We start from the raw sequence: 22422 nt of genomic DNA, 5'->3' as shown, positions 1-22422 counted from the left end.
CGGGGTGAGCGGTGTCAGTCGACCGAGCCCTGGTAGATCGTGTCCTCGACGCGGGCCCGCTCGTCGACGCCGAGGCTCTGCCACCAGCGCCGCAGCGCGGGGTCGTCGGAGCCACGGAGCAGCTCGGCGTACTTCTTCGAGGCGTGCGGATGGTCGCCCTCCCAGGTCCCCGAGACGGTGACGTCGCCGTCGCGCGGTCCGACGAGGCGGGCCACCGGGTCGTCGGGGTTGCGGACCGAGATGTGCGTGACCTCGTCGGGGAGATCGAACTGGCCGCCGCCGGCGCCGGCCGTGACCACGGACCGGATGTCGTACGTCCTCCGGACGTCCGGGTCCGCCGCCAGGTCCATGACGGTGAAGCCTCCCTGGCTGTGGCCGACCATGACGACCGGGGTTCCGGCGTCGACCTGCGCCTGCCGCAACGCCTCGAGGACGGCGGCGCGCTGCGGCGAGTCCTTCCCGGCCGCGCTGGCGGCCGCCCCGTACGGGCCGAACGGGTCCTGACCCGGTGCCGGTGACCAGGTCTGCGTGCCGGGAACCTGGACGACGGCGAGCTCCGTGCCGTCCGCGCGCGTGATGGTCTGGACGCGGACCGCGCCGCGGACCCCGTAGACCTCGTCGAGGTCGTCGTAGAGGTCCGCCGGGCCGGTGGGCGTCGTCCCCTCGGGCACGCCGGCTGTCCGGGCGAGGCCCGTGACGTCCTTGACCTTCGTGCGGTCGGCGCGATGGTCCGCGACGCCGGCAAGGGCGCGGCCGGCACCGAAGCCGACGAGACCGAGCAGCCCGAAGGTGAGGCCGTCCACGGGGAGCTGTTCCCCGAGCTCACGCGGGATGTCGTCGAGCGAGTCGATCTCGCCCGGGCCGAAGGCGCGGACGATCGAGACCGTCAGGTCGAACGTCGTGCCCCAGAACCGGCCGTAGGCGGCGTCGTCGAAGAACCTGCCCGTCACCGGGTCGTACCCCAGGAGCGCGGTGCCGCCCGCGCGCGTGAGCACCCGGAACCCGTTCGTCGCCGTGTGTCCCGCGCTCTCGATGCAGCTGCGGTCCTCCTCGCGCGGATGCCCCCACGGCATCGGCAGCGCCGCGTCCGTGAACGCGGGCGCCGGGAGGGGCTCCGCCACCGGGGCCCGCTCCCCGGAGATCAGGCTGTTGATGTCGTTCGCGCAGGTCGTGGCGGCCAGCGAGATCCGCGACAGGAGCGCTCCGTACTGGCCGAGCAGACGCGTGTTCTCCTCGACGGTCGCGGTGTCCTCGTACCAGGGCACCGTCACCCGGTCCTCCTCGACGAAGGGGACCCAGTCGAAGGCCGCCTGGAGGTGGTCGACGACCCCGGCGTCCTTCGCCTCGGACGCGCCGACGGTCACCCCGCCGGCCACGCGCGCCCGGAAGGCGGCCGCCCGACGCTCGAGGTCGGCCAGGTCGGGCTTGATCGTGGCCAGCGTCCGGGCGTAGGTCTCGAGGTGGGTGGCTGCGGACCCGAGCCGGCGGTGCATCTCCTCGGAGGTGCGCACGGCCGGTTCCATGAGCGAGTGCACCTGGTGCTGCTCGGGGGCCTCGTAGTGCGTCCGCAGACCCGACCAGCTGACCTGGACGGTCTGCATGTGTCGTACCGTGCGGCGGCCGGCCCGGCGCATCGCCTCCGACACCTCGGTGATCCGCTCGATGCTCAGGTCGCCGGAGCGCGCGACGAACCGCGCCGGATCGATCAGTCCATCACCCTGTGCACCGGCCACCTGTTCCCCCTGAGTCACCAGGTCGCAGCGTCGCTGCCGACCGCCGGGGCCGAGGCTATGGGCACGCCCGAGCACGGGCCGATGGGGAGATCTCCCCATGGCGGACACAGCCGACGCGGGTCACCTATGCTCGGCTCGAGGGCGCCGCCGGCGAGCGTGTGCCGGTTCGTCGCGGCGGCGGCCAGGAGGCTGCGATGGCGAGGTACGTCTTCCGCTTCAGCGAGGGCGGCAAGGACCAGCGGGACCTGCTCGGCGGGAAGGGCGCGAACCTCGCCGAGATGACCAGGATCGGCCTGCCGGTGCCGCCCGGGTTCACCATCACCACCGAGGCGTGCCGTGCCTACATGCGCGAGGGCCGTCTGCCGCCGGAGCTGCGCGTCGAGGTGACCATGGCGCTGCGTGAGGTCGAGGACGCCATCGGGCGGCGACTCGGTGACTTCCACGAGCCGCTCCTCGTCTCGGTCCGCTCCGGCGCGAAGTTCTCGATGCCCGGGATGATGGAGACCGTCCTCAACGTCGGCCTCAACGACGCCTCGGTCCGCGGGCTGGCCGAGTTCTCCGGCGACGAACGCTTCGCATGGGACTCCTACCGGCGCCTCATCCAGATGTTCGGACGGACCGTCCTGGGCATCGACGGCGAGGCCTTCTCAGCGGCCCTGGAGCAGAAGAGGCAGCAGGTCGGCGCCGCCACGGACGTGGACCTCGGCGCCGCGGACCTGCAGGACCTGGTCGGCACCTACAAGACCATCGTCCGCGACGCGGGCGGCCGAGACTTCCCGCAGCACCCCCGCGAGCAGCTCGACATGGCCATCGAGGCGGTCTTCGGCTCCTGGAACACCGACCGCGCCCGGCTGTACCGGCGCCGCGAGCGCATCCCGAACGACCTGGGCACCGCCGTCAACGTCGTCGCGATGGTCTTCGGCAACCTGGGCGAGTCCTCCGGGACGGGTGTCGCGTTCACCCGCGACCCGTCCAGCGGCCAGCCCGGCGTGTACGGCGACTACCTGCCCAACGCCCAGGGCGAGGACGTCGTGGCCGGCATCCGCAACACCCTGGCGCTCACCGAGCTGGAGCAGCGTGACCCGGCCTGCTACCGCGAGCTGACCCAGGCGATGCGCCGCCTGGAGACGCACTACCGCGACCTGTGCGACATCGAGTTCACCGTCGAGCGCGGCACGCTCTGGCTGCTGCAGACCCGGGTCGGCAAACGCACCGCGGCGGCGGCGTTCCGGGTCGCCACCCAGCTCGTGGACGAGAACCTCATCACCATGGACGAGGCCATCGCCCGCGTCACCGGCGCGCAGCTCACCCAGCTGCTCTTCCCGCAGTTCGACGCCGACGCCGGCAAGCAGCTCCTGACCCGCGGCATGGCCGCCTCCCCGGGCGCCGCCGTCGGGGAGATCGTGCTCGACAACGCCCAGGCCGTCGAGCGCACCGCGGCCGGCGCGGAGGTGATCCTGGTCCGGCGTGAGACCAACCCGGACGACCTGCAGGGCATGGTGGCGGCCACCGGCATCCTCACCGCCCGCGGCGGGAAGACCTCGCACGCCGCCGTCGTGGCGCGCGGCATGGGCAAGGCCGCAGTGGTGGGCGCCGAGGAGGTGAGCGTCGACGTCGCGGCGCAGCAGGTGACGGTCGACGGCACCGTCCTGCAGGCCGGGGAGGTCATCGCGCTCGACGGCACCACCGGCGAGGTCTTCCGCGGCGAGGTCCCGGTGGTCGACTCGCCCGTCATGCGGTACGTCGCCGCCGGGGTGCACGCCGGCGTCGAGGCCTGCGGGCAGGACGAGGGCATGAAGGAGCTGGTGCTCGCCGTGCACCGGGTCATGACGCACGCGGACGAGGTGCGCCGGATGCGGGTGCGGGCCAACTGCGACACCGCCGACGCCGCCCGGCAGGCGCGCGAGCGCGGCGCCGAGGGCATCGGGCTGTGCCGCACCGAGCACCAGTTCCTCGGTGACCGGCGCCGCCACATCGAGCGGCTCGTGCTCGCCCGGACCGAGGAGGAGCGTCGGGACGCGCTCGCGGCCCTGCTGCCGCTGCAGCGGCAGGACTTCGTCGAGCTGCTCGAGGCGATGGACGGGCTGCCGACGACGATCCGGCTCATCGACCCGCCGCTGCACGAGTTCCTCCCGGACCTCACCGAGCTGGCAGTCCGGGTCGCGTTGGCGCAGGAACGGGGCGAGACCGGCGAGCAGGCGGACCACGACGCCGCCCTGCTCACGCAGGTGCGGCGGATGCACGAGGAGAACCCCATGCTCGGCCTGCGCGGCGTGCGCCTCGGGCTCAAGGTCCCCGGGCTGTTCGCGCTGCAGATCCGGGCCGTCGCCGAGGCGATGGTGGAGCGGCGGCGCGCCGGAGGTGACCCCCGGCCGGAGATCATGGTGCCGCTGGTCGGCTCGGTGCGGGAGATGCAGATCGTCCGCGACGAGGCCGAGCGGATCCTCACCGAGGTCGGCCACGAGCACGACGAGCTCCTCGAGCCGCCGATCGGCTGCATGATCGAGCTGCCCCGGGCGGCGCTGACGGCGCACCGCATCGCCGAGGAGGCGGACTTCTTCTCGTTCGGCACCAACGACCTCACCCAGACCACCTGGGGCTTCTCCCGGGACGACGTCGAGGGCTCCTTCTTCGCCGACTACCTCGAGAACGGAGTGCTGACGATCTCCCCGTTCGAGACCCTCGACGGTGACGGCGTCGGTGCCCTGGTCGTCGCCGGTGTGGCGGGCGGCCAGCAGACCAGGCCGGGACTGCACATGGGGGTCTGCGGCGAGCACGGCGGTGACCCGGAGTCCATCCACTTCTTCCACCGCGCGGGCCTGGACTACGTCTCCTGCTCGCCGTTCCGGGTCCCGGTGGCGCGCCTCGAGGCCGGCCGCGCCGCCGTCGTGACCGGCGAGGACGCGACCGCCTGATTCATCGAGCGGGCCTCCGTTCTGCCAGACTCGCGCCCGTGAGCACGGTCACCAGCAGGGACGTCGCCGCCGCGCTCCGCGCGGTCGTCGACGGCGAGGTCGAGGACTCCGACCGGCGGCGCGCCGAGTACTCCACGGACGCCTCGAACTACCGGGTGGTGCCGCAGGTCGTCGTCGCGCCGCGGGACGAGGCCGATGCCCTCGCCGCGCTCGCGGCCGCCCGGGACCTCGCCGTGCCGGTCACCGCCCGCGGCGCCGGCACGTCCGTGGCCGGGAACTCGATCGGACCCGGCGTGGTGCTGGACTTCTCGCGCCACCTGAACAACGTCCTCGCCCTCGATCCCGAGGCCCGCACCGCGACCGTCCAGCCCGGCGTCGTGATGTCCGCCCTCCAGGCCGTGGCGAAGCCGCACGGCCTGCGGTTCGGCCCCGACCCGTCCACGCAGAACCGGGCGACCCTCGGCGGCATGATCGGCAACAACGCGTGCGGCCCGCACGCCGTGGCCTACGGCCGCACGGCCGACAACACCAGCAGCCTCGACGTGGTCGACGGCTCCGGCCGCCGGTTCACCGCCGGACGCGGGTCGCTCGACGCGGTCCCCGGTCTCGATGCGCTCGTCGCCGCCGAGCTCGCGACCATCCGCACCGCGCTCGGCCGGTTCAAACGCCAGGTCTCCGGCTACTCCCTCGAGCACCTGCTCCCCGAGCACGGTGCCGACCTGGCGAAGATGCTCGTCGGCACCGAGGGCACCCTCGTGACCGTCCTCGGCGCCACGCTCGACCTGGTGCCGATCCCGCAGGCCCCGGTCGTCGTCGCCCTCGGCTACCCGGACATGCCTGCGGCCGCGGACGCGGTGCCCGCGCTGCTGGAGCACGAGCCGCTCGCCGTCGAGGGGATCGACGCCCGGCTCGTGGACGTGGTGCGGCGCCACCGCGGCGCCGCTGCCGTCCCCGAGCTGCCCGACGGCGCAGGCTGGCTGCTCGTGGAGGTCGGCGCCCGCGACGGCGAGGGCCCGGACGACGTGCTGGCCCGCGCCCGCGCGCTCGCCGCGGCGGGCGGCACCGGCGCCGCCGCGGTGGTGCCCGCCGGGGCGCAGGCCGACGCGCTGTGGCGGATCCGCGCCGACGGCGCAGGGCTGGGAGGCCGTACGCCCGCGGGCGAGCCCGCCTGGCCCGGCTGGGAGGACGCGGCCGTCCCACCGGAGCGGCTCGGGGACTACCTGCGCGACTTCACCGCACTCATGTCCGACCGCGGCATCGACGGCCTGCTCTACGGGCACTTCGGGGACGGGTGCGTGCACGTGCGCCTCGACCTGCCGCTGGAGACCCCGCAGGGCGTGGGTCCGTCCCGGGAGCTCCTGGAGGCGGCCGCCGACCTCGTCGCCTCCTACGGCGGGTCCTTCTCCGGCGAGCACGGCGACGGGCGGGCCCGCTCCGCGCTGCTGCCGCGGATGTACCGGCCCGAGGTGCTCGACCTCTTCGGCCGGGTCAAGGCGATGTTCGACCCGGACAACCACCTCAACCCGGGTGTGCTGGTGGACCCGCGGCCGATCGACGCCGATCTGCGCCGGCCGCACGCCCGGCCCGTCCGGGACCGGTCGGGCTTCGCCTTCCTCGAGGACGGCGGGGACTTCGCCACCGCGGTGCACCGCTGCACGGGTGTGGGCAAGTGCCGCGCGGACACCTCCGGCGCCGGGGGCTTCATGTGCCCCAGCTACCTGGCCACGAACGACGAGAAGGACGTCACGCGCGGGCGCGCCCGCGTCCTGCAGGAGCTGACCAACGGCTCGCTCGTGACCTCGTGGCACAGCCCCGCCGTGCGCGACTCGCTCGACCTGTGCCTGTCCTGCAAGGCCTGCGCCGCCGACTGCCCCGCGGGCGTCGATGTCGCCACCTACAAGTCCGAGGTGCTGCACCGGGCCTACCGGGGCAGGCTCCGGCCCCGGACCCACTACCTCCTCGGCCAGCTGCCGCGCTGGTCTGGCCTGATCACGGCCGTCCCGGGCCTGGCGCGGCTGACCAACCGGGCCGGTCGGTTGCGGCCGCTCGCGAAGGTCGTGCTGCGGCTCGGCGGCATGGACACCCGCCGCCACCTGCTGCGGTTCGCGGAGGAGCGCTTCACCGCGTGGTGGCGCCGGCGCGGGCGGCGCACGAGCGTGGGGGAGGGGCGCCGGGTCGTGCTGTGGGCGGACTCCTTCTCCGAGACGCTCGACGGCGCCGGTGCCCGGGCCGCCGTCACCGTCCTCGAGGGCGCGGGCTACGAGGTGATCGTCCCCACCGAGCAGGCGTGCTGCGGCCTGACCTGGATCACCACCGGCCAGCTCGACGGCGCACGGCGCCGGCTGACGCGGCTGCTCGACGTGCTCGGCCCGTACGTCGCCGAGGGCATCCCGGTGGTGGGCGTCGAGCCGTCGTGCACCGCGACGCTGCGCTCCGACCTCGTGGAGCTCCTCCCGGAGGACCCTCGATCGCGCGAGGTCGCGGACGCGGTCCGCACCCTCGCGGAGCTGCTCACCGCCCCGGCGCCGCTCGGTCCCGGGCAGGAGTGGGTGCCCCGGTCCCTGGAGGGCGTCGAGGTCGTGGCGCAGCCGCACTGCCACCAGCACTCGGTGATGGGCTGGGAGGCGGACGCCGCCCTGCTCGCCCGGGCCGGCGCCCGCGTGACGCGGCTCGCCGGCTGCTGCGGGCTGGCCGGGAACTTCGGCATGGAGCGCGGGCACTACGAGACGTCGGTCGCCGTCGCCGAGAACGCGCTGCTGCCCGCGCTGCGCGAGGCGAGCCCGGACGCCGTCTACCTCGCCGACGGGCTGTCCTGCCGGACCCAGGCCGACCAGCTCGCGGGCCGGCGAGGCGTGCACCTGGCCCAGCTGCTGGCGGGCGAGGCCTGAGGACCCGGGGACGACGACGCTCGAGCTCGCCGCCGCCTCGGAACCGGGTGACACGTGTGTCAGCGGCAGACGAGCTACTCGAGGTGCACCAGCGCCGAGACCCAGTAGTACGCGAGTACGGCCAAGGTCCCGACGAGCACTGCCGACAACGACCTGCTCAGAAGCGGGCCGTGTCCGGCTCTCCGCACAGTGAGGACGCCGCCGGCGGATACCAGCACCGCCAGCACGGCGACGACAGTGGTCTCGATGGGCCGGAGCACGAGCCCGGTGAGGGTGGCGGCCGCGGCCAGGGTGCCCAATGGAAGTGCCAGAGCCAGGGCCATACCTCCTGGACTGGCCCCGGCGCTCCTCGGCGTCTGTGTGCCTGTCATGTCGTCTCCGCCTCGGGTGAGGGCACGTGCGCGGGTGGCATCGCAGACTTCCTTGACGCTGGTCGCCCCCTCACTGTGAGGGTACTGCGCCCCGTCCGCGCGCTCGCGGTGCCATGACCCGAGGGGTCTCCGTGACGCATCGCCGTCACGCCTCCCGGTACGGTCGTCGACGGACGGGTGCGCTTCAGCGGAAGCGCTCGGCGATCTCCTGCAGCCGCTCGGCGTCGGCCCGCCACCAGGCGTCGGACCGTCGATCTTCCGCAGCACCGTGTCCCGGCCCTCGCGGGCCGCCATGCCGCCCACGATGTCACCGGCGGCCGACATACTGCGCGTATCTGGGACGCAGAGGAGGCGACATGGCCACGTTCAGCGGGTCCGACGAGCTCAGAGGGGCGGTCGTGAAGAACGCCGACCTGCGCGGTGCGCAGTTCCGTGGGTGCGACCTGTCCGGCGTGGTGGTCCGCGGGAGCGAGCTCCAGCAGATGGAGATCGACTCGCCGTGGATCTTCGACGGCGACAACGTCCTCCTCGTCAACGGCGTCGACGTGCTGCCCTACGTCGATGCCGAGCTCAACCGTCGCTTCCCCGGCCGCTCCGAGCAGCGCGCCGCCGACCCGGACGGGTTGCGCTCGGCGTGGGCGAAGGTCGAGAGCACGTGGGCGGCGACGCTCGCCCGTGCCGCCGCGATGCCGGACGGCACGGTGGAGGCGTCGGTCGACGGCGAGTGGTCGCTGACGCAGACCTTGCGCCACCTGATCATGGCCACCGACATGTGGCTCGGCAAGGGCATCCTCGGGAAGGCCGAGCCGTTCCATCCCGTCGGCCTCCTCGACACGGGAACCGCGCGCGAAGGCGGCCCCGACGGCCTGCAGACGGCGGCGCCGTCGTACGAGGAGGTGCTCCGGGCGCGGGCGGGCCGTCAGACGATGGTGCGGGACTTCCTCGCCGCCGCCACGGCTGACCTGCTCGCCGAGCCGCGCCCGAACCCGCACGACCCCGACCACGACGAGACCGTCCTGTCCTGCCTGCACACGATCCTCGAGGAGGAGTGGGAGCACCACCGCTACGCCGCGCGTGACCTCGACGCGATCGCGGCCGGCCGGGTGTAGTCGGCCCGCCTGATGCGTTCGCGCGCCGGCCGTCGACGGTCAGCGCAGGACGTAGGTCCGCGCCCACCGTGCCAGCTCGGCGTGTGCCCGGTCCCGCACACGCCGCGAGGACAGCATCACGTCGTGGATCGCGCCGTCGAGCCGGACCAGCGTGACGTGACCGCCCAGCAGGTGGACACGCCGCCGGATCCAGGTCACGTCCAGGACCACGTCCACCTCGCGGAGCTGCGGCGACCACTTCGTGGCGGTGATGATCGTCTTCGCCGCGGTCATCACGAGCACCGGGCAGTCGATGTCCAGGCCGGCGGCCACCTGCGCGTGCCCGGCGAGGACGGCCGAGAGCCAGCCCGCCCGGATCGGAGCACCGACGATGCGCCAGGCCGGGTGCGGCTCCCAGCCGGTCACGAACGGGTCGTCCTCCTGTCCCTCGGGCAGGGGACCGTCCTCGTCCGTCCACCCCGTGAGGGTGCGCTGGTAGAACCCGGGGTCGCTGGTAGGGATCACCGCCTTGGGCTGTGTCCGCGCGAGCCGGGCGATGATCGGCTGCGCGACGCCGCGCAGCAGCGCCGAGTGCTGCAGCTCCAGCCACGGGGCGTTCAGGACGAGAGCCCGTAGCGCCCCCGGGTGCCGGTGCGCCCACAGCGCCGCCGTCAGGCCGCCGGTGGAGTGCCCCATGAGCACGAGGTCCGTCCGCACGCCCTGCTCACGCCGGATGACCTTGAGCGCCTCGTGGAGGTCCTCGTCGTACGTCGAGAGCGACTCGACGTAACCGCGGGTCTGGTGCGGGCGCAGGGACCGGCCGTACTTGCGCAGGTCCAACGCGTAGAAGGCGCCGCCGAGCTGCGACCACCGCCGTGCCACGTCCCGGTTGTAGAAGTAGTCGTTCCAGCCGTGGAGATAGAGCACCGCGAACGACGGCGAGGAGGGCGTCTCGTGGAACGCGCCCGGATCGTCGGCGGGGACGTGCCGCACGAGGGTGGCGACGACCTCACCCTCGTCGTCCTCCAGCAGCGGGATGGTGCGGGCCTCGAAGCCGTCACCGAGCACGTCCGGGGACCAGCGACCCGCCGGGGCTGGTGGCGGCAGGTCGACCAGGTCCTCCGGGACGGTTCCCTCCGGGCGCACCTCCGGAGCCTTCTTGCGAGGCATGGGGCACATCATGCCGTCCGTCGCCCACCCGGGGCTCGCGAGTCGTCGACGTTGCGGCGCGAGCTCGACGACTCGGCGGCGGCTCAGTGCTGCGGCGAGACCGCCCGGAGGAACCGCCCGAGCAGCGCGGCGACCTGGTCGTGCTCGACCAGGAACCCGTCGTGCCCGTACAGGGACCGCACGTGGGCGACCGGCCCGGCTCCCGGCACGGCCGCCGCGATCCGCTCCGACTCAGCCGGGAAGAACAGCCGGTCGGAGTCGACGGCGACGACGAGCGTCTCCGCCCGGATCTGGCCGAGTGCCGCGTCGATCCCGCCGCGGTCCCGTCCGACGTCGTGCGTGATCATCGAGCGGGTGAGGGTCACGTAGCTCCCGGCGTCGAAGCGCTCGGCGAGCTTGGCCGCGTGGTGGTCCAGGTAGGACTGCACGGCCAGCCGCCCGCCCTCGAGCGGATCCTCACCGCCCTGCGGGATGCGGCCGAACCGCGCGTCCAGCTCGGCCGGCGAGCGGTAGGTGGCGTGGGCGATCTGCCGGGCCAGACCGAGGCCGCGATTCGGGCCCTCGCCGGGCCCGGCCGCGTAGTAGTCGCCGCCCTTCCAGCCCGGGTCGAGCTCGATGGCGGCCAGCTGGGTGTGCGCCCACGCGACCTGCTCGGCCGACGCCTGCGCCCCGGTGGCGACCGGGGCGATCGCACGCACCCGTTCGGGCGCCGTGACCGCCCACTCCAGGACCCGGTGCCCGCCCATCGACGCCCCGACCACGAGCGCCCACTGCTCGATGCCGAGCCGGTCGGCGAGCTCGATCTCCGCCGCGACCTGGTCCCGCACCGTGAGGTACGGGAACCGGGAGCCCCACGGTGAGCCGTCCGGTGCGGGGCTCGACGGACCGGTCGAACCCTGGCAGCCGCCGAGCACGTTCGGCGCGACGACGAAGTAGCGGTCGGTGTCGATGGCCCGGCCCGGACCGACGATCTGGTCCCACCACCCGGGCACCGGGTCGCCCGGTCCGTGCCCGGCGACGTGCGAGTCGCCGGTGAGGGCGTGCAGCACCAGCACGGCGTTGTCGCCCGCCTCGTTGAGCCGTCCCCACGTCTCGTAGGCGATCCGCACGCGGGGCAGCCGACCCCCCGCCTCCAGCGTGAGGGAGCCGATGTCGACGAACTGCCGTGCTCCCGGGTCCTCGCCCTCCCGCCACGCGCCGGTGGCCGGCAGCGCCGCGAGGTCGATGACCCGGCGCCGGTGCCGACGGTCGTGGTCCGTGCCCACGGCGTCGGCCCCGGTCCACGGGCGAGGCTCGCTCACGCCACCCCCTGCTCGGCCGTGTCGGCGGGGGTGAACGCGGCGGCCGCCTCCAGGCCGAGGCGGAGGTCCGCGAGGATGTCGTCGATGTGCTCGATTCCGACGGACAGCCGGACCAGACCCTCGCTGACGCCGGACGCCGCGAGCCCCGCGGCGTCGAGCTGCGAGTGGGTCGTGGATGCGGGGTGGATGACCAGCGAGCGCACATCGCCGATGTTGGCCACGTTCGAGTGCAGCGTCAGGGCGTCGACGAACGCCAGGCCGGCCGCGTAGCCGCCGGCGAGCTCGAAGGCCAGCACGGCCCCGGCGCCCTTCGGGGTGTACCGCTGCGCCCGCTCGTACCACGGCGAGGACGGCAGCCCGGCGTACGCGACGGACGTCACCTGCTCCTGGGCCTCGAGGAACTCCGCGACCCGCTGGGCGTTCGCGACGTGCCGCTCGATGCGCAGTGACAGCGTCTCCAGCCCCTGGGCCACGAGGAACGCGTTGAACGGCGAGACCGCCGGGCCGAGGTCGCGCAGCAGCTGGACCCTGGCCTTGAGGATGAACGCCGGTGCGCCGAGGTCCTTGAACACCAGGCCGTGGTAGCTCGGGTCCGGGGTGTTGTAGCCGGGGAACCGCTCCGGGTCTGCGGACCAGTCGAAGGTGCCGCCGTCGACGATCGCCCCCGCGATGGCCGTGCCGTGGCCGCCGAGGTACTTGGTGGCCGAGTGCACCACGATGTCGGCGCCGTGCTCCAGCGGCCGGGCGAGGTACGGCGTCGCCACGGTGTTGTCGACGACGAGCGGGACGCCCGTCTCGTGCGCGACGGCGGCGACGGCCTCGATGTCGAGCACCGAGCCCTTCGGGTTCGCGATCGTCTCGGCGAAGAAGAGCTTGGTGTTCGGCCGGACGGCCGCGCGCCAGGCCTCGGGGTCGTCGGGGTCGGTGACGAAGGTCGTCTCGACGCCGTACCTGCGGAGCGTGTGCTGGAGCAGGTTGTACGTGCCCCCGTACAGGTGCGGGCTCGCGACGAGGTGGTCACCGGCCTCGGCGATGTTGAGGATCGCAAGGGTCTCGGCCGCCTGGCCGGAGGAGACGAGCAGTGCCCCGACGCCACCCTCGAGGTCGGCGATGCGGTTCTCGACGGTCTCCTGGGTGGGATTGGTGATCCGGGTGTAGATGGGGCCGAGCTCCGCGAGGGCGAAGCGGTCGGCGGCCTGCTTGGCGTCGTCGAAGACGAAGGACGTGGTCTGGTAGATCGGCAGGGCTCGGGCCCCCGTCGCGGGGTCAGGCTCCTGGCCGGAATGGATCTGACGGGTCTCGAAGGCCCAGGTGGTCGGCTCGCTCATGGTCTGGCTCCAGGTCGGTTCGGGGGAGCGGGCCGATGCGTCTCGTGCCGACGTCGTCAGCCCGCGGGGGACTGGGGATGACGTGCACGTGTGCCGCCCGCGGCGTCGTCTCCGGCCGGGTGGATCCGGCCCGGTCTCGCGCCAGCGGGCATGCCGAACGTGCGCGTCAGCGGCACATTCGGCGAAGGAACATGACCCGCACGGTACGTGCCGCGGGGCACCGGTGCGAGGTGCGGTCCGGTGCGTCTTGGATTCCGAGACGCGCGCACTCGGTGGGCAGGGCCGGGGGCGGCAGGCCGCAGCTCGTGATGCGCCGCCGCGCAGCATCCTGGTGCTGGTGTGAATGATGTGAAAATCGGGACCCCTGTTCACAGTGAGGCAAACTTCCGCTACCGTCTGCGAGGGCATCGGCGAAACGTCAAGGCGACACGCCGGTGGAACGACAATTCGAATAACACGCGTGTGATTCAAGGGAGTGCTCGTGGCGGGAGAGCAGCGCATGAGGCGCATCACGGCGGCCTTCGCTGCCCTCGTTGTCGGCGGCACCCTGATCCCGGCGGCCGCGTTCGCCACGCCGAGCCAGGAGGACATCTCCTCGGCGCGTGAGGCCGAGCGGTCGACGTCGCAGCAGATCGCCGCGCTCGAGATCGAGCTGGCGTCGGTCGCCGCCCAGGCGGAAGAGGCCCGTGTGCGCGCGCAGATCGCCAACGAGCAGTACCTGCGGGCGCAGGTGGCGCTCGACGAGGCGGAGGCTCGTGCGGAGGAGGCCCAGGCCCAGGCCGACGCAGCCGCCGAGGAGGTCGACGCGGCCCGCACCGAGCTGGGCCAGATCGGCGCTGCGCTCTATCGCGACGGCTCCGCGACGCTGTCCGGCGCGATGCCCTACCTCTCGTCACACTCGTTCTCCGAGGCGATGGCTCGCCAGGAGACGCTGGACCGGCTCGGCACCCGCACCGACGAGCAGGTCCAGCACTTCCAGGCGCTCGAGCAGGTCCACGGCACGTTGCAGGACCGCGCCGAGGACGCCGTGGCCGAGCAGCAGGAGGCCACGGACGCCCTCGCCGCCGCGTCGCGCGAGGCCCAGTCGGCGGCGCGGGCCGCCGAGACCCAGCTGACGGTCTCCGCCGAGCGTCGCCAGCAGCTCATCGCCCAGCTTGCCGAGCAGCGCCGGACGACCGTCGCGCTCGAGGAGGAGCGTCAGGAGGCGCTCGAGTCCGAGCGACGGGAGCGCGAGCGGCGGGCCGCCGAGGCGGCGGCCGAGGAGCAGGCGGCCCAAGAGCAGGCGGCACAGGAGCAGGCCGCACAGGAGCAGGCGCAGCGCGAGGCGGGGGACCGTGCCGCCGAGGAGGAGCAGGCGCCGGAGCGGTCGGAGCCGACCCGTCGGCCCGAGCCCGAGCCCACGCGCGAACCGGCCCCCGAGCCCACCCGTGAACCGGCCCCCGAGCCCACCCGTGAACCGGCCCCCGAGCCGGAGCCCGAACCGGCCCCCGAGCCGGAGCCCGAACCGGCACCGGAGCCGGAACCGGAGCCCGCCCCGGCGCCGCCGAACACCTCGGCCGCGCAGACCGCGATCGCCTGGGCGCGCACCCAGCTCGGCAAGCCGTACATCTGGGCCGCCGCCGGCCCGCACGGCTACGACTGCTCGGGCCTGACGATGCGCGCCTACGAGCAGGCCGGGATCTACCTCCCGCGCACCTCGGGCGCGCAGTACGCGGCCTCCACGCCGGTCCCGCTCAGCCAGCTTCGCGCGGGTGACCTGGTGTTCTGGAGCAGCAACGGCGCCGCCTCGGGCATCTACCACGTGGGCATCTACACCGGGAACGGGATGCGGCTGCACGCCCCGAGCCCGGGGAGCACGGTCGAGGAGGTCCCCATGTGGTACGGCAGCATCCTCCCCTACGGCGGTCGCGTCGCCTGACCTGCCCCGGCGGTGCGCCGACCCGCCCGGGCAGAGATGACCGGCCGCACGAGAAGACCCCGCCGGCTGGGGCGGCGGGGTCTTCTCCTGTCCAGGACGGCTGTCAGTGGCCGCCGGAGCGGTACCGCTCGTAGGACCTGCGGATCTCCTCCTCGGCCTCCGTACGGCCGACCCAGTGGGCGCCCTCGACCGACTTGCCCGGCTCGAGGTCCTTGTAGACCTCGAAGAAGTGCTGGATCTCCAGCCGGTGGAACTCCGAGACGTCGTCGATGTCGGTCCGCCACGACGCACGCTGGTCGCCCGACGGGACGCACAGCACCTTGTCGTCGCCGCCCGCCTCGTCGCGCATGCGGAACATGCCGAGCGCCCGGCAGCGGATCAGGCAGCCGGGGAACGTCGGCTCCTCGAGGAGCACGAGCGCGTCGAGCGGGTCCCCGTCCTCGCCGAGCGTGTCCTCGATGAAGCCGTAGTCGTCCGGATATCTCGTCGAGGTGAAGAGCATCCGGTCGAGCCGGATCCGGCCCGTCTCGTGGTCCACCTCGTACTTGTTGCGGTTCCCCTTGGGGATCTCGATCGTGACGTCGAACTCCACGTCTACCCTTTCTCGAGTCCGCTGGTGCCCGGCTCGATCTCACGCGGTCGGGTCTCACGTCGCCCGCCGCTCCTGCCCACTAGTGTGACCTACCGGCCGGGGTGGTCCCGCACGTGACCGCTCGAGGTGACCGCTCGCGGGAAAGGGGGACGCACGTGGCGGAGGACGGTCCCAGGACGTCGGGCACCCGACGACGTCGGAGCCGCCTCCTCGTCGTCGTGCTCGCCCTGGTCCTCGCGTACGGGGCCGCGGACGCCGCCGACGCCGTTCCCGGCGTCCTCACCACCGACCCGGTCCCGCCCGACGCCCGGCCCTTCCCCGAGCTCGCGCTCCCCGGGGGCCCGGTGGTCGCCCCCACCGTGGAGGGCCCGGACGAGTCCGCCGAGGTGCCCACCCGGGCCGGCCTCGAGGAGCTCGTCTCCGCGTTCGAGTCGGACCCGCGCCGAACGGGCAGCTTCGGCCTGGTCGTCGCCGACGCGATCACGGGCGAGGTGATCCTCGACCACGACGGCGAGACCCCGCGCTCACCGGCGTCATCGCTCAAGGTGCTCACCGGTGCCGCCGCCCTCGCCGCCCTCGGTGCGGACCGCACCCTGACGACCTCCGCGGTCCTCGCGGACGAGGACACCGTGACCCTCCGCGGCGGGGGCGACACCCTGCTCGCGCCCGGCGAGGGGGACCCGAGCCTCACCAACGGCCACGCCGGCCTGGCGGACCTGGCCGAGGCCACCGCCCAGGCGCTCCGGCAGCGGGACGTCACGCGGGTGGACCTGGACCTGGACGACACGCTCTTCACCGACCCCCTCTACCACCCCGACTGGGGTCCCATCGACCGGACCTTCGTCTCCGCAATCCAGCCGATCGCGCTGGACTCCGGCCGCTCCGGCGGCGCCTACTCCGACGATCCGGGCGTGGACGCCGCGGTGGCCTTCGCCGACGCCCTCGAGGAGCGCGGCGTCGAGGTCACCGGGATCGACCGGGGGGCCGCGCCGCAGGAGGCGGACGTGCTCGCCACGGTCGAGTCCGCGCCGATATCCGCCGTCGTGCGCCACATGCTCCGCGAGTCCGACAACTCCCTCGCCGAGGTCCTCGGCCACCTGGTGGCGGTGGAGCGCGGCGAGGACGCGGACTTCACCGGCTCCACCGCCGCGGTGCGCGCCGTCCTGCGGGACCTCGGCGCGGACGTCTCCGCCGTCACCATGGCCGACGCCTCGGGTCTCAGCCCGGCGACCACCGTGCCGCCCGCGGTCCTGGTGGACGTGCTGCGGCTCTCCGACGACCCGGCGAACCGCAACCTGCACGGCCTCGTGCCGGGCCTCGCCGTCGGCGGCCTGGACGGCACCCTGTCCGACCGGTTCACCGGCGACGCCGCCGGATACGTCCGGGCCAAGACCGGGACGCTCGTCCGATCGGTCTCGCTGACCGGGCTCGTCCTGACCGCCGACGGCCGTCCACTGCACTTCTCGCTCATCGCCTCCGACCTCTCGCCGGGCACGGGCAGCCTGGCGCACCTGGCCATGGAGGACCTCGTCACGGACATGGCCGCCTGCGGGTGCGCGTGACGGTTTACGGTGGCTCCATGAGCAGCGCCGTCGACTGGCAGACCGCGGTGCGCCGGGCGGGTGGCCTCGCGCGGCCCGGCCCCACCGGGACGCCGGCCGAGCTGCGGGCGCTGGTGCAGGTGCTGCGCCGCGCCGCCGCCGAGGCCCCCGAGCACGTGGCGGAGATCACCGGGCTGACGCGTGCCGCCCAGCAGGTCGCCGACGTCCCGGTGTACGTGGTGGACCGGCCGCGCTGGTCCCAGGCGAACGTCGAGATGTTCGCCCGGCTGACCGACGGGCTGCTGCCCACCTCGCCGCTGCCCGGCTCCGGGCGCGTCGCCGGCGAGGAGATGGGCTTCGTCCTGGCGATCCTCTCGACCAAGGTGCTGGGCCAGTACGACCCGTTCGGCGACGAGCCCCGCGGGCGCCTGCTGCTCGTCGCGCCGAACGTGCTGAAGATCGAGCGCGAGCTCAACCTCGACGCGATGGACTTCCGGCTGTGGGTCTGCCTGCACGAGCAGACCCACGCCGTGCAGTTCGCCGCCGCGCCGTGGCTCCCGGAGCATCTCGCGGGTCGGATGCGGCGTCTGGTCGGCGGCGTCTCCGCGACGCCGGACGGCAGCGCTCGCCTGGCGCGGGCCGTCCGCGGCGTGCTCGACGCGGCCACCGCCGCGCTCGGCGGCACGCCGCAGGAGAAGCCCGACGACCTGGGCGGCCCGCTCGTCGATGCCTTCCTCGACGAGCGGGAGCGGGCCGACCTTGCCGAGATCGTCGCCGTGATGAGCCTCCTCGAGGGGCACGCGGACGTCGTCATGGACGAGGTCGGTCCCGGCCGGCTGCCATCCGTGCGGCACATCCGTGCCGCGTTCGAGAAGCGGCGCGACGGCACCTCCACCGGGGACGTGCTGCTGCGCCGGATCCTCGGCATGGACGCCAAGGTCGCCCAGTACCGCAACGGCGCGAGGTTCGTCCGTGCCGTCGTCGACGAGGTCGGGCACGCCGGCCTCAACGCGGTGTGGACGTCGCCGGAGACGCTGCCCACGGCCGCCGAGGTCAGCGACCCGGCCGCCTGGGTGCGCCGCGTCCACGGCTGACGGAGCACGCCGTGCCCGCACTCGACCCGGCCGTCGCGGCGGCACGCCGGGCCGTGCGATCCGCGCTGGCGGACCTGGCACCGGACGCACCGGTGCTGGTGGCCTGCTCGGGCGGCCAGGACTCGCTCGCGCTCGCGGTCGCGACCGCGTTCGTCGCCGGCCGCGAGGGCCGGCCGGCGGGCGCCGTGGTGGTGGACCACGGGCTCCGGCCGGAGTCGGCGGCGGCCGCCGCACGCGCGGCCGGACGTTGCCGCGAGCTGGGGCTCGACCCGGTGGACGTCCGGACCGTGGAGGTCCCCGGCGGGGCCGCCGGCACCGGGGCGGGCGGGCCGGAGGCCGCCGCGCGTGCCGCACGCTACGCGGCCCTCGAGGCAGCCGCGCGGGAGCACCGTGCCGCCGCCGTCCTGCTCGGCCACACGCTGGACGACCAGGCGGAGACCGTGCTGCTCGGGCTCGCCCGGGGCTCGGGCGCCCGCTCCCTCGCGGGCATGCCCGGCGTGCGGGGGCTGTGGCGCCGACCGTTCCTGGGCCTGCGCCGCGCGCAGACGGGCGCCGTGTGCCGGGCGGCCGGGGTGGTGCCCGAGGAGGACCCGACGAACGCCGCCGACGGTCCCTGGCGCGCGGCCGACGGCTCGGCGCTGCGGCGGGCGGCGGTGCGGGACCGGGTCCTGCCCGCGCTCGTGGACGCCCTCGGGCCCGGCGTCGTCGAGTCGCTCGGCCGGACCGCCGAGCAGCTCGCCCGCGACGCCGGACTCCTCGAGGAGCAGGCCGCCGCGCTCGCGGACCGGGCGACGGTGCCGCCCGAGAGCTCGGCCGTCGCCCTCGACGTGGCGGTGCTCGCCGACGCCCATCCGGCCCTGCGGAGCCGGGCGATCCGGTCGGCCGCCGTGCGTGCCGGTGCCAGCGCCGGCGCGCTCGCGGCGGTGCACGTGGAAGCCGTCGAGGCGCTGGTCACGGACTACCACGGGCAGGGGCCGGTGCACCTGCCGGGGCCGGTGGTGGTCCGCCGCACCTGTGGCAGGCTTGCCTTCGGCTGAGGCGACGAGGAGAACACGTGGACGACCGTGACATGGGCTCCGACCTGGAGAAGGTCCTGCTGAGCCAGGAGCAGATCGAGGAGCGGCTGACCGAGCTGGCCGCCGAGATCGACGCCGACTACGCGGGGCGGGAGATCCTCCTGGTCGGCGTGCTGCGGGGCGCCGTCATGGTCATGGCGGACCTCTCCCGGAAGCTGCACAGCCGCGTCCAGATGGACTGGATGGCCATCTCCTCCTACGGATCGGGGACCAAGTCCTCCGGCGTCGTACGGATCCTCAAGGATCTCGACACGGACCTGACCGGGCGGGACGTCCTGATCGTGGAGGACATCATCGACTCCGGGCTGACGCTGTCCTGGCTGGTGGGCAACCTGCGCTCGCGCGGCCCAGCGTCCGTGGAGATCGCGACCCTGCTGCGCAAGCCGGACGCCGCGAAGGTGCCGGTCGACGTGCGCTACGTCGGGTTCGACATCCCGCCGGAGTTCGTCGTCGGGTACGGCCTGGACTACGCGGAGCAGTACCGGCACCTGCCGTTCGTGGGCACCCTCGCGCCGCACGTGTACGGGGGCTGACGGGGAACGCCCCGGTCGCGCGGACGTTCCACGTACCGCCCTGCGCGAACATCGCGCCCCCGGACCGTCGTCGTCGTATACCGTCAGGTGAACCGTGCGACCAGGAGGGACCGGGCGCGAGCCGAGATCGATGAACGCCAAGAAACTGCTGCGTGGGCCACTGGTGTGGATCCTGCTGGTGCTGCTGCTCGTCTCCGTCGGGTGGTCGCTGCTCGGGCAGGCCCGCACCCAGCAGATCGACACCTCCCAGGGCCTCGAGCTCCTGCGCGGTGAGACGGTCCAGCAGGTCGAGATCACCGAGGGCACCCAGCGGGTGCGCCTGACCCTCTCCGAGCCGTACGAGGCGCCCGACGGCGAGGGCGGCACCGTCGACAAGGGCACCGACGTGGAGTTCTACTACGTCTCGCCCCAGGGCCGGGAGGTCGTGGACGCCGTCCGGCAGGCCGACCCTGAGCAGGGCTACAACTCCGTGGTCCCGACGCAGTCGATCTGGACGTCGCTGCTGACGTTCGTGCTGCCGATGGTCATCCTGCTCGCCGTCTTCTGGTGGCTGCTCAGCCGCATGCAGGGCGGCGCCGGCGGGATGATGAAGTTCGGCAAGTCCCGTGCCAAGCAGGTCAACAAGGAGAACCCGGACGTCACCTTCGTCGACGTGGCCGGCGAGGACGAAGCGGTCGAGGAGCTCCACGAGATCAAGGAGTTCCTCGCCGAGCCGGAGAAGTTCCAGGCCGTCGGCGCGAAGATCCCCAAGGGCGTGCTGCTCTACGGCCCACCGGGTACCGGGAAGACGCTCATCGCGCGGGCCGTGGCCGGCGAGGCCGGCGTGCCGTTCTTCTCCATCTCGGGCTCGGAGTTCGTCGAGATGTTCGTCGGCGTGGGCGCCTCCCGCGTCCGCGACCTGTTCGAGCAGGCCAAGTCCAACGCGCCCGCCATCATCTTCGTCGACGAGATCGACGCCGTCGGCCGGCACCGCGGCGCCGGCATGGGCGGCGGCCACGACGAGCGCGAGCAGACCCTCAACCAGCTGCTCGTCGAGATGGACGGGTTCGACGTCAACACCAACGTCATCCTCATCGCCGCCACCAACCGGCCGGACGTCCTCGACCCGGCGCTGCTGCGGCCCGGCCGCTTCGACCGCCAGGTGGCCGTCGAGGCCCCGGACATGCACGGGCGCGCCGCGATCCTCGAGGTGCACGCCAAGGGCAAGCCGATGGCGCCCGGTGTCGACCTCGGCATGGTCGCCAAGCGCACGCCCGGGTTCACCGGTGCCGACCTGGCCAACGTGCTCAACGAGGCCGCACTGCTCACCGCCCGCTCGAACGCGCAGCTGATCGACGATCGCGCGCTCGACGAGGCCATCGACCGCGTCATCGCCGGGCCGCAGAAGCGCACCCGGGTGATGAACGACAAGGAGCTCAAGGTCACCGCGTACCACGAGGGTGGTCACGCGCTCGCCGCGGCGGCGCTGCGCTACACCGACCCCGTGACGAAGGTGACGATCCTGCCGCGCGGGCGCGCCCTCGGCTACACGATGGTCATGCCCACGGAGGACAAGCACTCCACATCCCGCAACGAGCTGCTGGACCAGCTCGCCTACGCCATGGGTGGCCGGGTGGCCGAGGAGATCGTCTTCCACGACCCGACGACGGGCGCCTCCAACGACATCGAGAAGGCCACGAAGATCGCCCGCAAGATGGTCGTCGAGTACGGCATGAGCGCGCGCGTCGGCGCGATCAAGCTCGGCAAGAACCAGGACGAGCCGTTCCTCGGGCGCGACTACGGTCACGAGCGGGACTACTCGGAGGACGTCGCGCGGATCGTCGACGAGGAGGTCCGCAGCCTCATCGAGGCCGCGCACGACGAGGCGTGGGAGATCCTCAACACGTACCGCGACGTGCTCGACCACCTCGTCCTGGAGCTCCTGGAGCACGAGACGCTCAACGAGTCGGAGCTCGCCCGGATCTTCGCCCCGGTGGAGAAGCGGCAGGCCCGCCCCGTCTGGCTGTCCTCCCTCGACCGGCACGTCAGCGACCGCCCGCCGGTGCTCACCGCCGCCGAGCGGGCGAGCGGCGAGCACATGCAGCCGGAGGACCAGGTGGCCGCCGCGGGCGAGACCGAGCTGGACAGCACCGCGCCGGTCCCCGAGAGCGGCAAGGTCGGCGGGCCCGCCGAGGGCGTGTGATGACGGCCGGGCAGGACGGCCGGCCGGACGTCTCCGGCATCGCCGGCTCTCCGTCGGAGCCCGGTGACGGTACGACCTACGCCAGCGACGCCGGCCCGCTGCGCCAGCCCTCGGTCCCGCGCCCGTACGACCACGACGGCGTCCGCAGGGCCGTGCGTGACCTCCTGCTCGCGGTGGGCGAGGACCCCGACCGCGACGGGCTCGCCGGGACGCCAGACCGCGTGGCCCGCTCGTTCGCCGAGATCTTCGCCGGCATGTCCGAGGACCCGGCAGACCACCTCGACGCCGTGTTCGACATCGGGCACGAGGAGATGGTCCTGGCACGCGACATCCCGCTGTACTCCATGTGCGAGCACCATCTGCTGCCGTTCCACGGAGTCGCGCACGTCGGGTACATCCCCGCCGAGAACGGCCGCGTCACGGGCCTGAGCAAGCTCGCCCGGCTCGTCGAGGGATATGCCCGCCGGCCCCAGGTCCAGGAGCGGCTGACCTCGCAGATCGCCGATGCGCTGGTCGCCCGCCTGCAGCCCCGCGGCGTCATCGTCATCGTGGAGGCCGAGCACCTGTGCATGTCCATGCGGGGTGTCCGCAAGCCCGGCTCGCGGACCGTGACCTCCGCGGTCCGCGGCACGATGCGGCGGGCCGCAACCCGCGCCGAGGCCATGAGCCTGCTCACCGGCCGGGTCTGAGCC

General features: G+C 73.6%; 16 protein-coding genes. 10 read left to right on the top strand and 6 right to left on the bottom strand.

Annotated elements, in window-relative coordinates:
- Positions 1-14 precede the first annotated feature (14 nt).
- A complete protein-coding gene (locus tag ACFQQL_RS18355; RefSeq protein ID WP_382396616.1) occupies positions 15-1751 on the bottom strand; it encodes an alpha/beta fold hydrolase in 1737 nt (578 codons plus the stop codon).
- A 176-nt stretch (positions 1752-1927) separates the two neighbouring features.
- Between ACFQQL_RS18355 and ppdK the strand changes: the two genes are divergently transcribed.
- Together ppdK and ACFQQL_RS18345 are read left to right on the top strand one after the other, a co-directional pair.
- Entirely contained in the window at positions 1928-4648 is a 2721-nt protein-coding gene (gene ppdK, locus ACFQQL_RS18350; RefSeq protein WP_382396615.1) for a pyruvate, phosphate dikinase, read from the top strand.
- A gap of 38 nt (positions 4649-4686) precedes the next feature.
- Positions 4687-7536: an FAD-binding and (Fe-S)-binding domain-containing protein gene (locus ACFQQL_RS18345; RefSeq protein ID WP_382396614.1), complete on the top strand. Its 2850-nt coding sequence runs from the start codon at positions 4687-4689 to the stop codon at positions 7534-7536.
- 74 nt (positions 7537-7610) lie between these two features.
- On the opposite strand, the gene ACFQQL_RS18340 is transcribed toward ACFQQL_RS18345, so the two are convergent.
- Positions 7611-7859 carry a hypothetical protein gene (locus ACFQQL_RS18340; RefSeq protein ID WP_382396613.1) on the bottom strand — a complete coding sequence of 83 codons (249 nt, stop codon included), beginning with the start codon at positions 7857-7859 and terminating at the stop codon, positions 7611-7613.
- 404 nt (positions 7860-8263) lie between these two features.
- Between ACFQQL_RS18340 and ACFQQL_RS18335 the strand changes: the two genes are divergently transcribed.
- Positions 8264-9016 (top strand): DinB family protein, encoded by a 753-nt coding sequence (locus tag ACFQQL_RS18335; RefSeq protein ID WP_382396612.1) that lies wholly within the window; start codon positions 8264-8266, stop codon positions 9014-9016.
- A gap of 39 nt (positions 9017-9055) precedes the next feature.
- Here the strand turns inward: ACFQQL_RS18335 and ACFQQL_RS18330 are convergent, their stop codons facing one another.
- From ACFQQL_RS18330 to ACFQQL_RS18320, 3 genes are all read right to left on the bottom strand, one after another.
- Positions 9056-10165 (bottom strand): alpha/beta hydrolase, encoded by a 1110-nt coding sequence (locus ACFQQL_RS18330; protein ID WP_382396611.1) that lies wholly within the window; start codon positions 10163-10165, stop codon positions 9056-9058.
- Positions 10166-10248: 83 nt separating this feature from the next.
- The gene (gene metX, locus ACFQQL_RS18325) at positions 10249-11391 is read right to left on the bottom strand and encodes a homoserine O-acetyltransferase MetX (RefSeq protein WP_382396811.1); all 1143 of its coding nucleotides are present in this window, start codon (positions 11389-11391) and stop codon (positions 10249-10251) included.
- 71 nt (positions 11392-11462) lie between these two features.
- Positions 11463-12794, bottom strand: a complete 1332-nt coding sequence (locus tag ACFQQL_RS18320) for a bifunctional o-acetylhomoserine/o-acetylserine sulfhydrylase (RefSeq protein ID WP_382396610.1) — start codon at positions 12792-12794, stop codon at positions 11463-11465.
- 499 nt (positions 12795-13293) lie between these two features.
- On the opposite strand from ACFQQL_RS18320, the gene ACFQQL_RS18315 reads away from it, so the two are divergent.
- The gene (locus ACFQQL_RS18315) at positions 13294-14712 is read left to right on the top strand and encodes a C40 family peptidase (RefSeq protein WP_382396609.1); all 1419 of its coding nucleotides are present in this window, start codon (positions 13294-13296) and stop codon (positions 14710-14712) included.
- A gap of 103 nt (positions 14713-14815) precedes the next feature.
- On the opposite strand, the gene ACFQQL_RS18310 is transcribed toward ACFQQL_RS18315, so the two are convergent.
- Positions 14816-15304 carry an inorganic diphosphatase gene (locus ACFQQL_RS18310; RefSeq protein WP_382396608.1) on the bottom strand — a complete coding sequence of 163 codons (489 nt, stop codon included), beginning with the start codon at positions 15302-15304 and terminating at the stop codon, positions 14816-14818.
- A gap of 155 nt (positions 15305-15459) precedes the next feature.
- On the opposite strand from ACFQQL_RS18310, the gene dacB reads away from it, so the two are divergent.
- The 6 genes from dacB (at position 15460) to folE (ending at position 22419) form a co-directional block, all read left to right on the top strand.
- Positions 15460-16866: a D-alanyl-D-alanine carboxypeptidase/D-alanyl-D-alanine endopeptidase gene (gene dacB / locus ACFQQL_RS18305; RefSeq protein ID WP_382396607.1), complete on the top strand. Its 1407-nt coding sequence runs from the start codon at positions 15460-15462 to the stop codon at positions 16864-16866.
- A 17-nt stretch (positions 16867-16883) separates the two neighbouring features.
- On the top strand, positions 16884-17939 hold the full coding sequence (locus ACFQQL_RS18300; RefSeq protein WP_382396606.1) for a zinc-dependent metalloprotease: 1056 nt from the start codon (positions 16884-16886) through the stop codon (positions 17937-17939).
- A gap of 11 nt (positions 17940-17950) precedes the next feature.
- Positions 17951-18976: a tRNA lysidine(34) synthetase TilS gene (tilS, locus tag ACFQQL_RS18295; RefSeq protein ID WP_382396605.1), complete on the top strand. Its 1026-nt coding sequence runs from the start codon at positions 17951-17953 to the stop codon at positions 18974-18976.
- Positions 18977-18993: 17 nt separating this feature from the next.
- Entirely contained in the window at positions 18994-19548 is a 555-nt protein-coding gene (gene hpt, locus ACFQQL_RS18290; RefSeq protein ID WP_382396604.1) for a hypoxanthine phosphoribosyltransferase, read from the top strand.
- Positions 19549-19678: 130 nt separating this feature from the next.
- Positions 19679-21730 (top strand): ATP-dependent zinc metalloprotease FtsH, encoded by a 2052-nt coding sequence (gene ftsH / locus ACFQQL_RS18285; RefSeq protein ID WP_382396603.1) that lies wholly within the window; start codon positions 19679-19681, stop codon positions 21728-21730.
- Positions 21730-22419, top strand: coding sequence for a GTP cyclohydrolase I FolE (gene folE, locus ACFQQL_RS18280; protein WP_382396602.1), 690 nt, complete (start codon positions 21730-21732; stop codon positions 22417-22419). Before ftsH ends, folE begins: the two co-directional genes overlap by 1 nt.
- Positions 22420-22422: the final 3 nt, after the last annotated feature.

The sequence above is a fragment of the Georgenia alba genome, assembly GCF_042665525.1.
GTDB classification, from domain to species: Bacteria; Actinomycetota; Actinomycetes; order Actinomycetales; family Actinomycetaceae; genus Allobogoriella; species Allobogoriella alba.
This window is presented reverse-complemented; position numbering and strand designations above follow the sequence as displayed.

Bases quoted from the DNA above. Each gene is read 5' to 3' on its own strand.
- ppdK (WP_382396615.1), top strand. From the start codon at position 1,928: ATGGCGAGGTACGTCTTCCGCTTCAGCGAGGGCGGCAAGGACCAGCGG.
- ACFQQL_RS18340 (WP_382396613.1), bottom strand. From the start codon at position 7,859: ATGGCCCTGGCTCTGGCACTTCCATTGGGCACCCTGGCCGCGGCCGCC.
- ACFQQL_RS18335 (WP_382396612.1), top strand. From the start codon at position 8,264: ATGGCCACGTTCAGCGGGTCCGACGAGCTCAGAGGGGCGGTCGTGAAG.
- ACFQQL_RS18330 (WP_382396611.1), bottom strand. From the start codon at position 10,165: ATGCCTCGCAAGAAGGCTCCGGAGGTGCGCCCGGAGGGAACCGTCCCG.
- ACFQQL_RS18320 (WP_382396610.1), bottom strand. From the start codon at position 12,794: ATGAGCGAGCCGACCACCTGGGCCTTCGAGACCCGTCAGATCCATTCC.
- ACFQQL_RS18315 (WP_382396609.1), top strand. From the start codon at position 13,294: ATGAGGCGCATCACGGCGGCCTTCGCTGCCCTCGTTGTCGGCGGCACC.
- ACFQQL_RS18300 (WP_382396606.1), top strand. From the start codon at position 16,884: ATGAGCAGCGCCGTCGACTGGCAGACCGCGGTGCGCCGGGCGGGTGGC.
- ftsH (WP_382396603.1), top strand. From the start codon at position 19,679: ATGAACGCCAAGAAACTGCTGCGTGGGCCACTGGTGTGGATCCTGCTG.
- folE (WP_382396602.1), top strand. From the start codon at position 21,730: ATGACGGCCGGGCAGGACGGCCGGCCGGACGTCTCCGGCATCGCCGGC.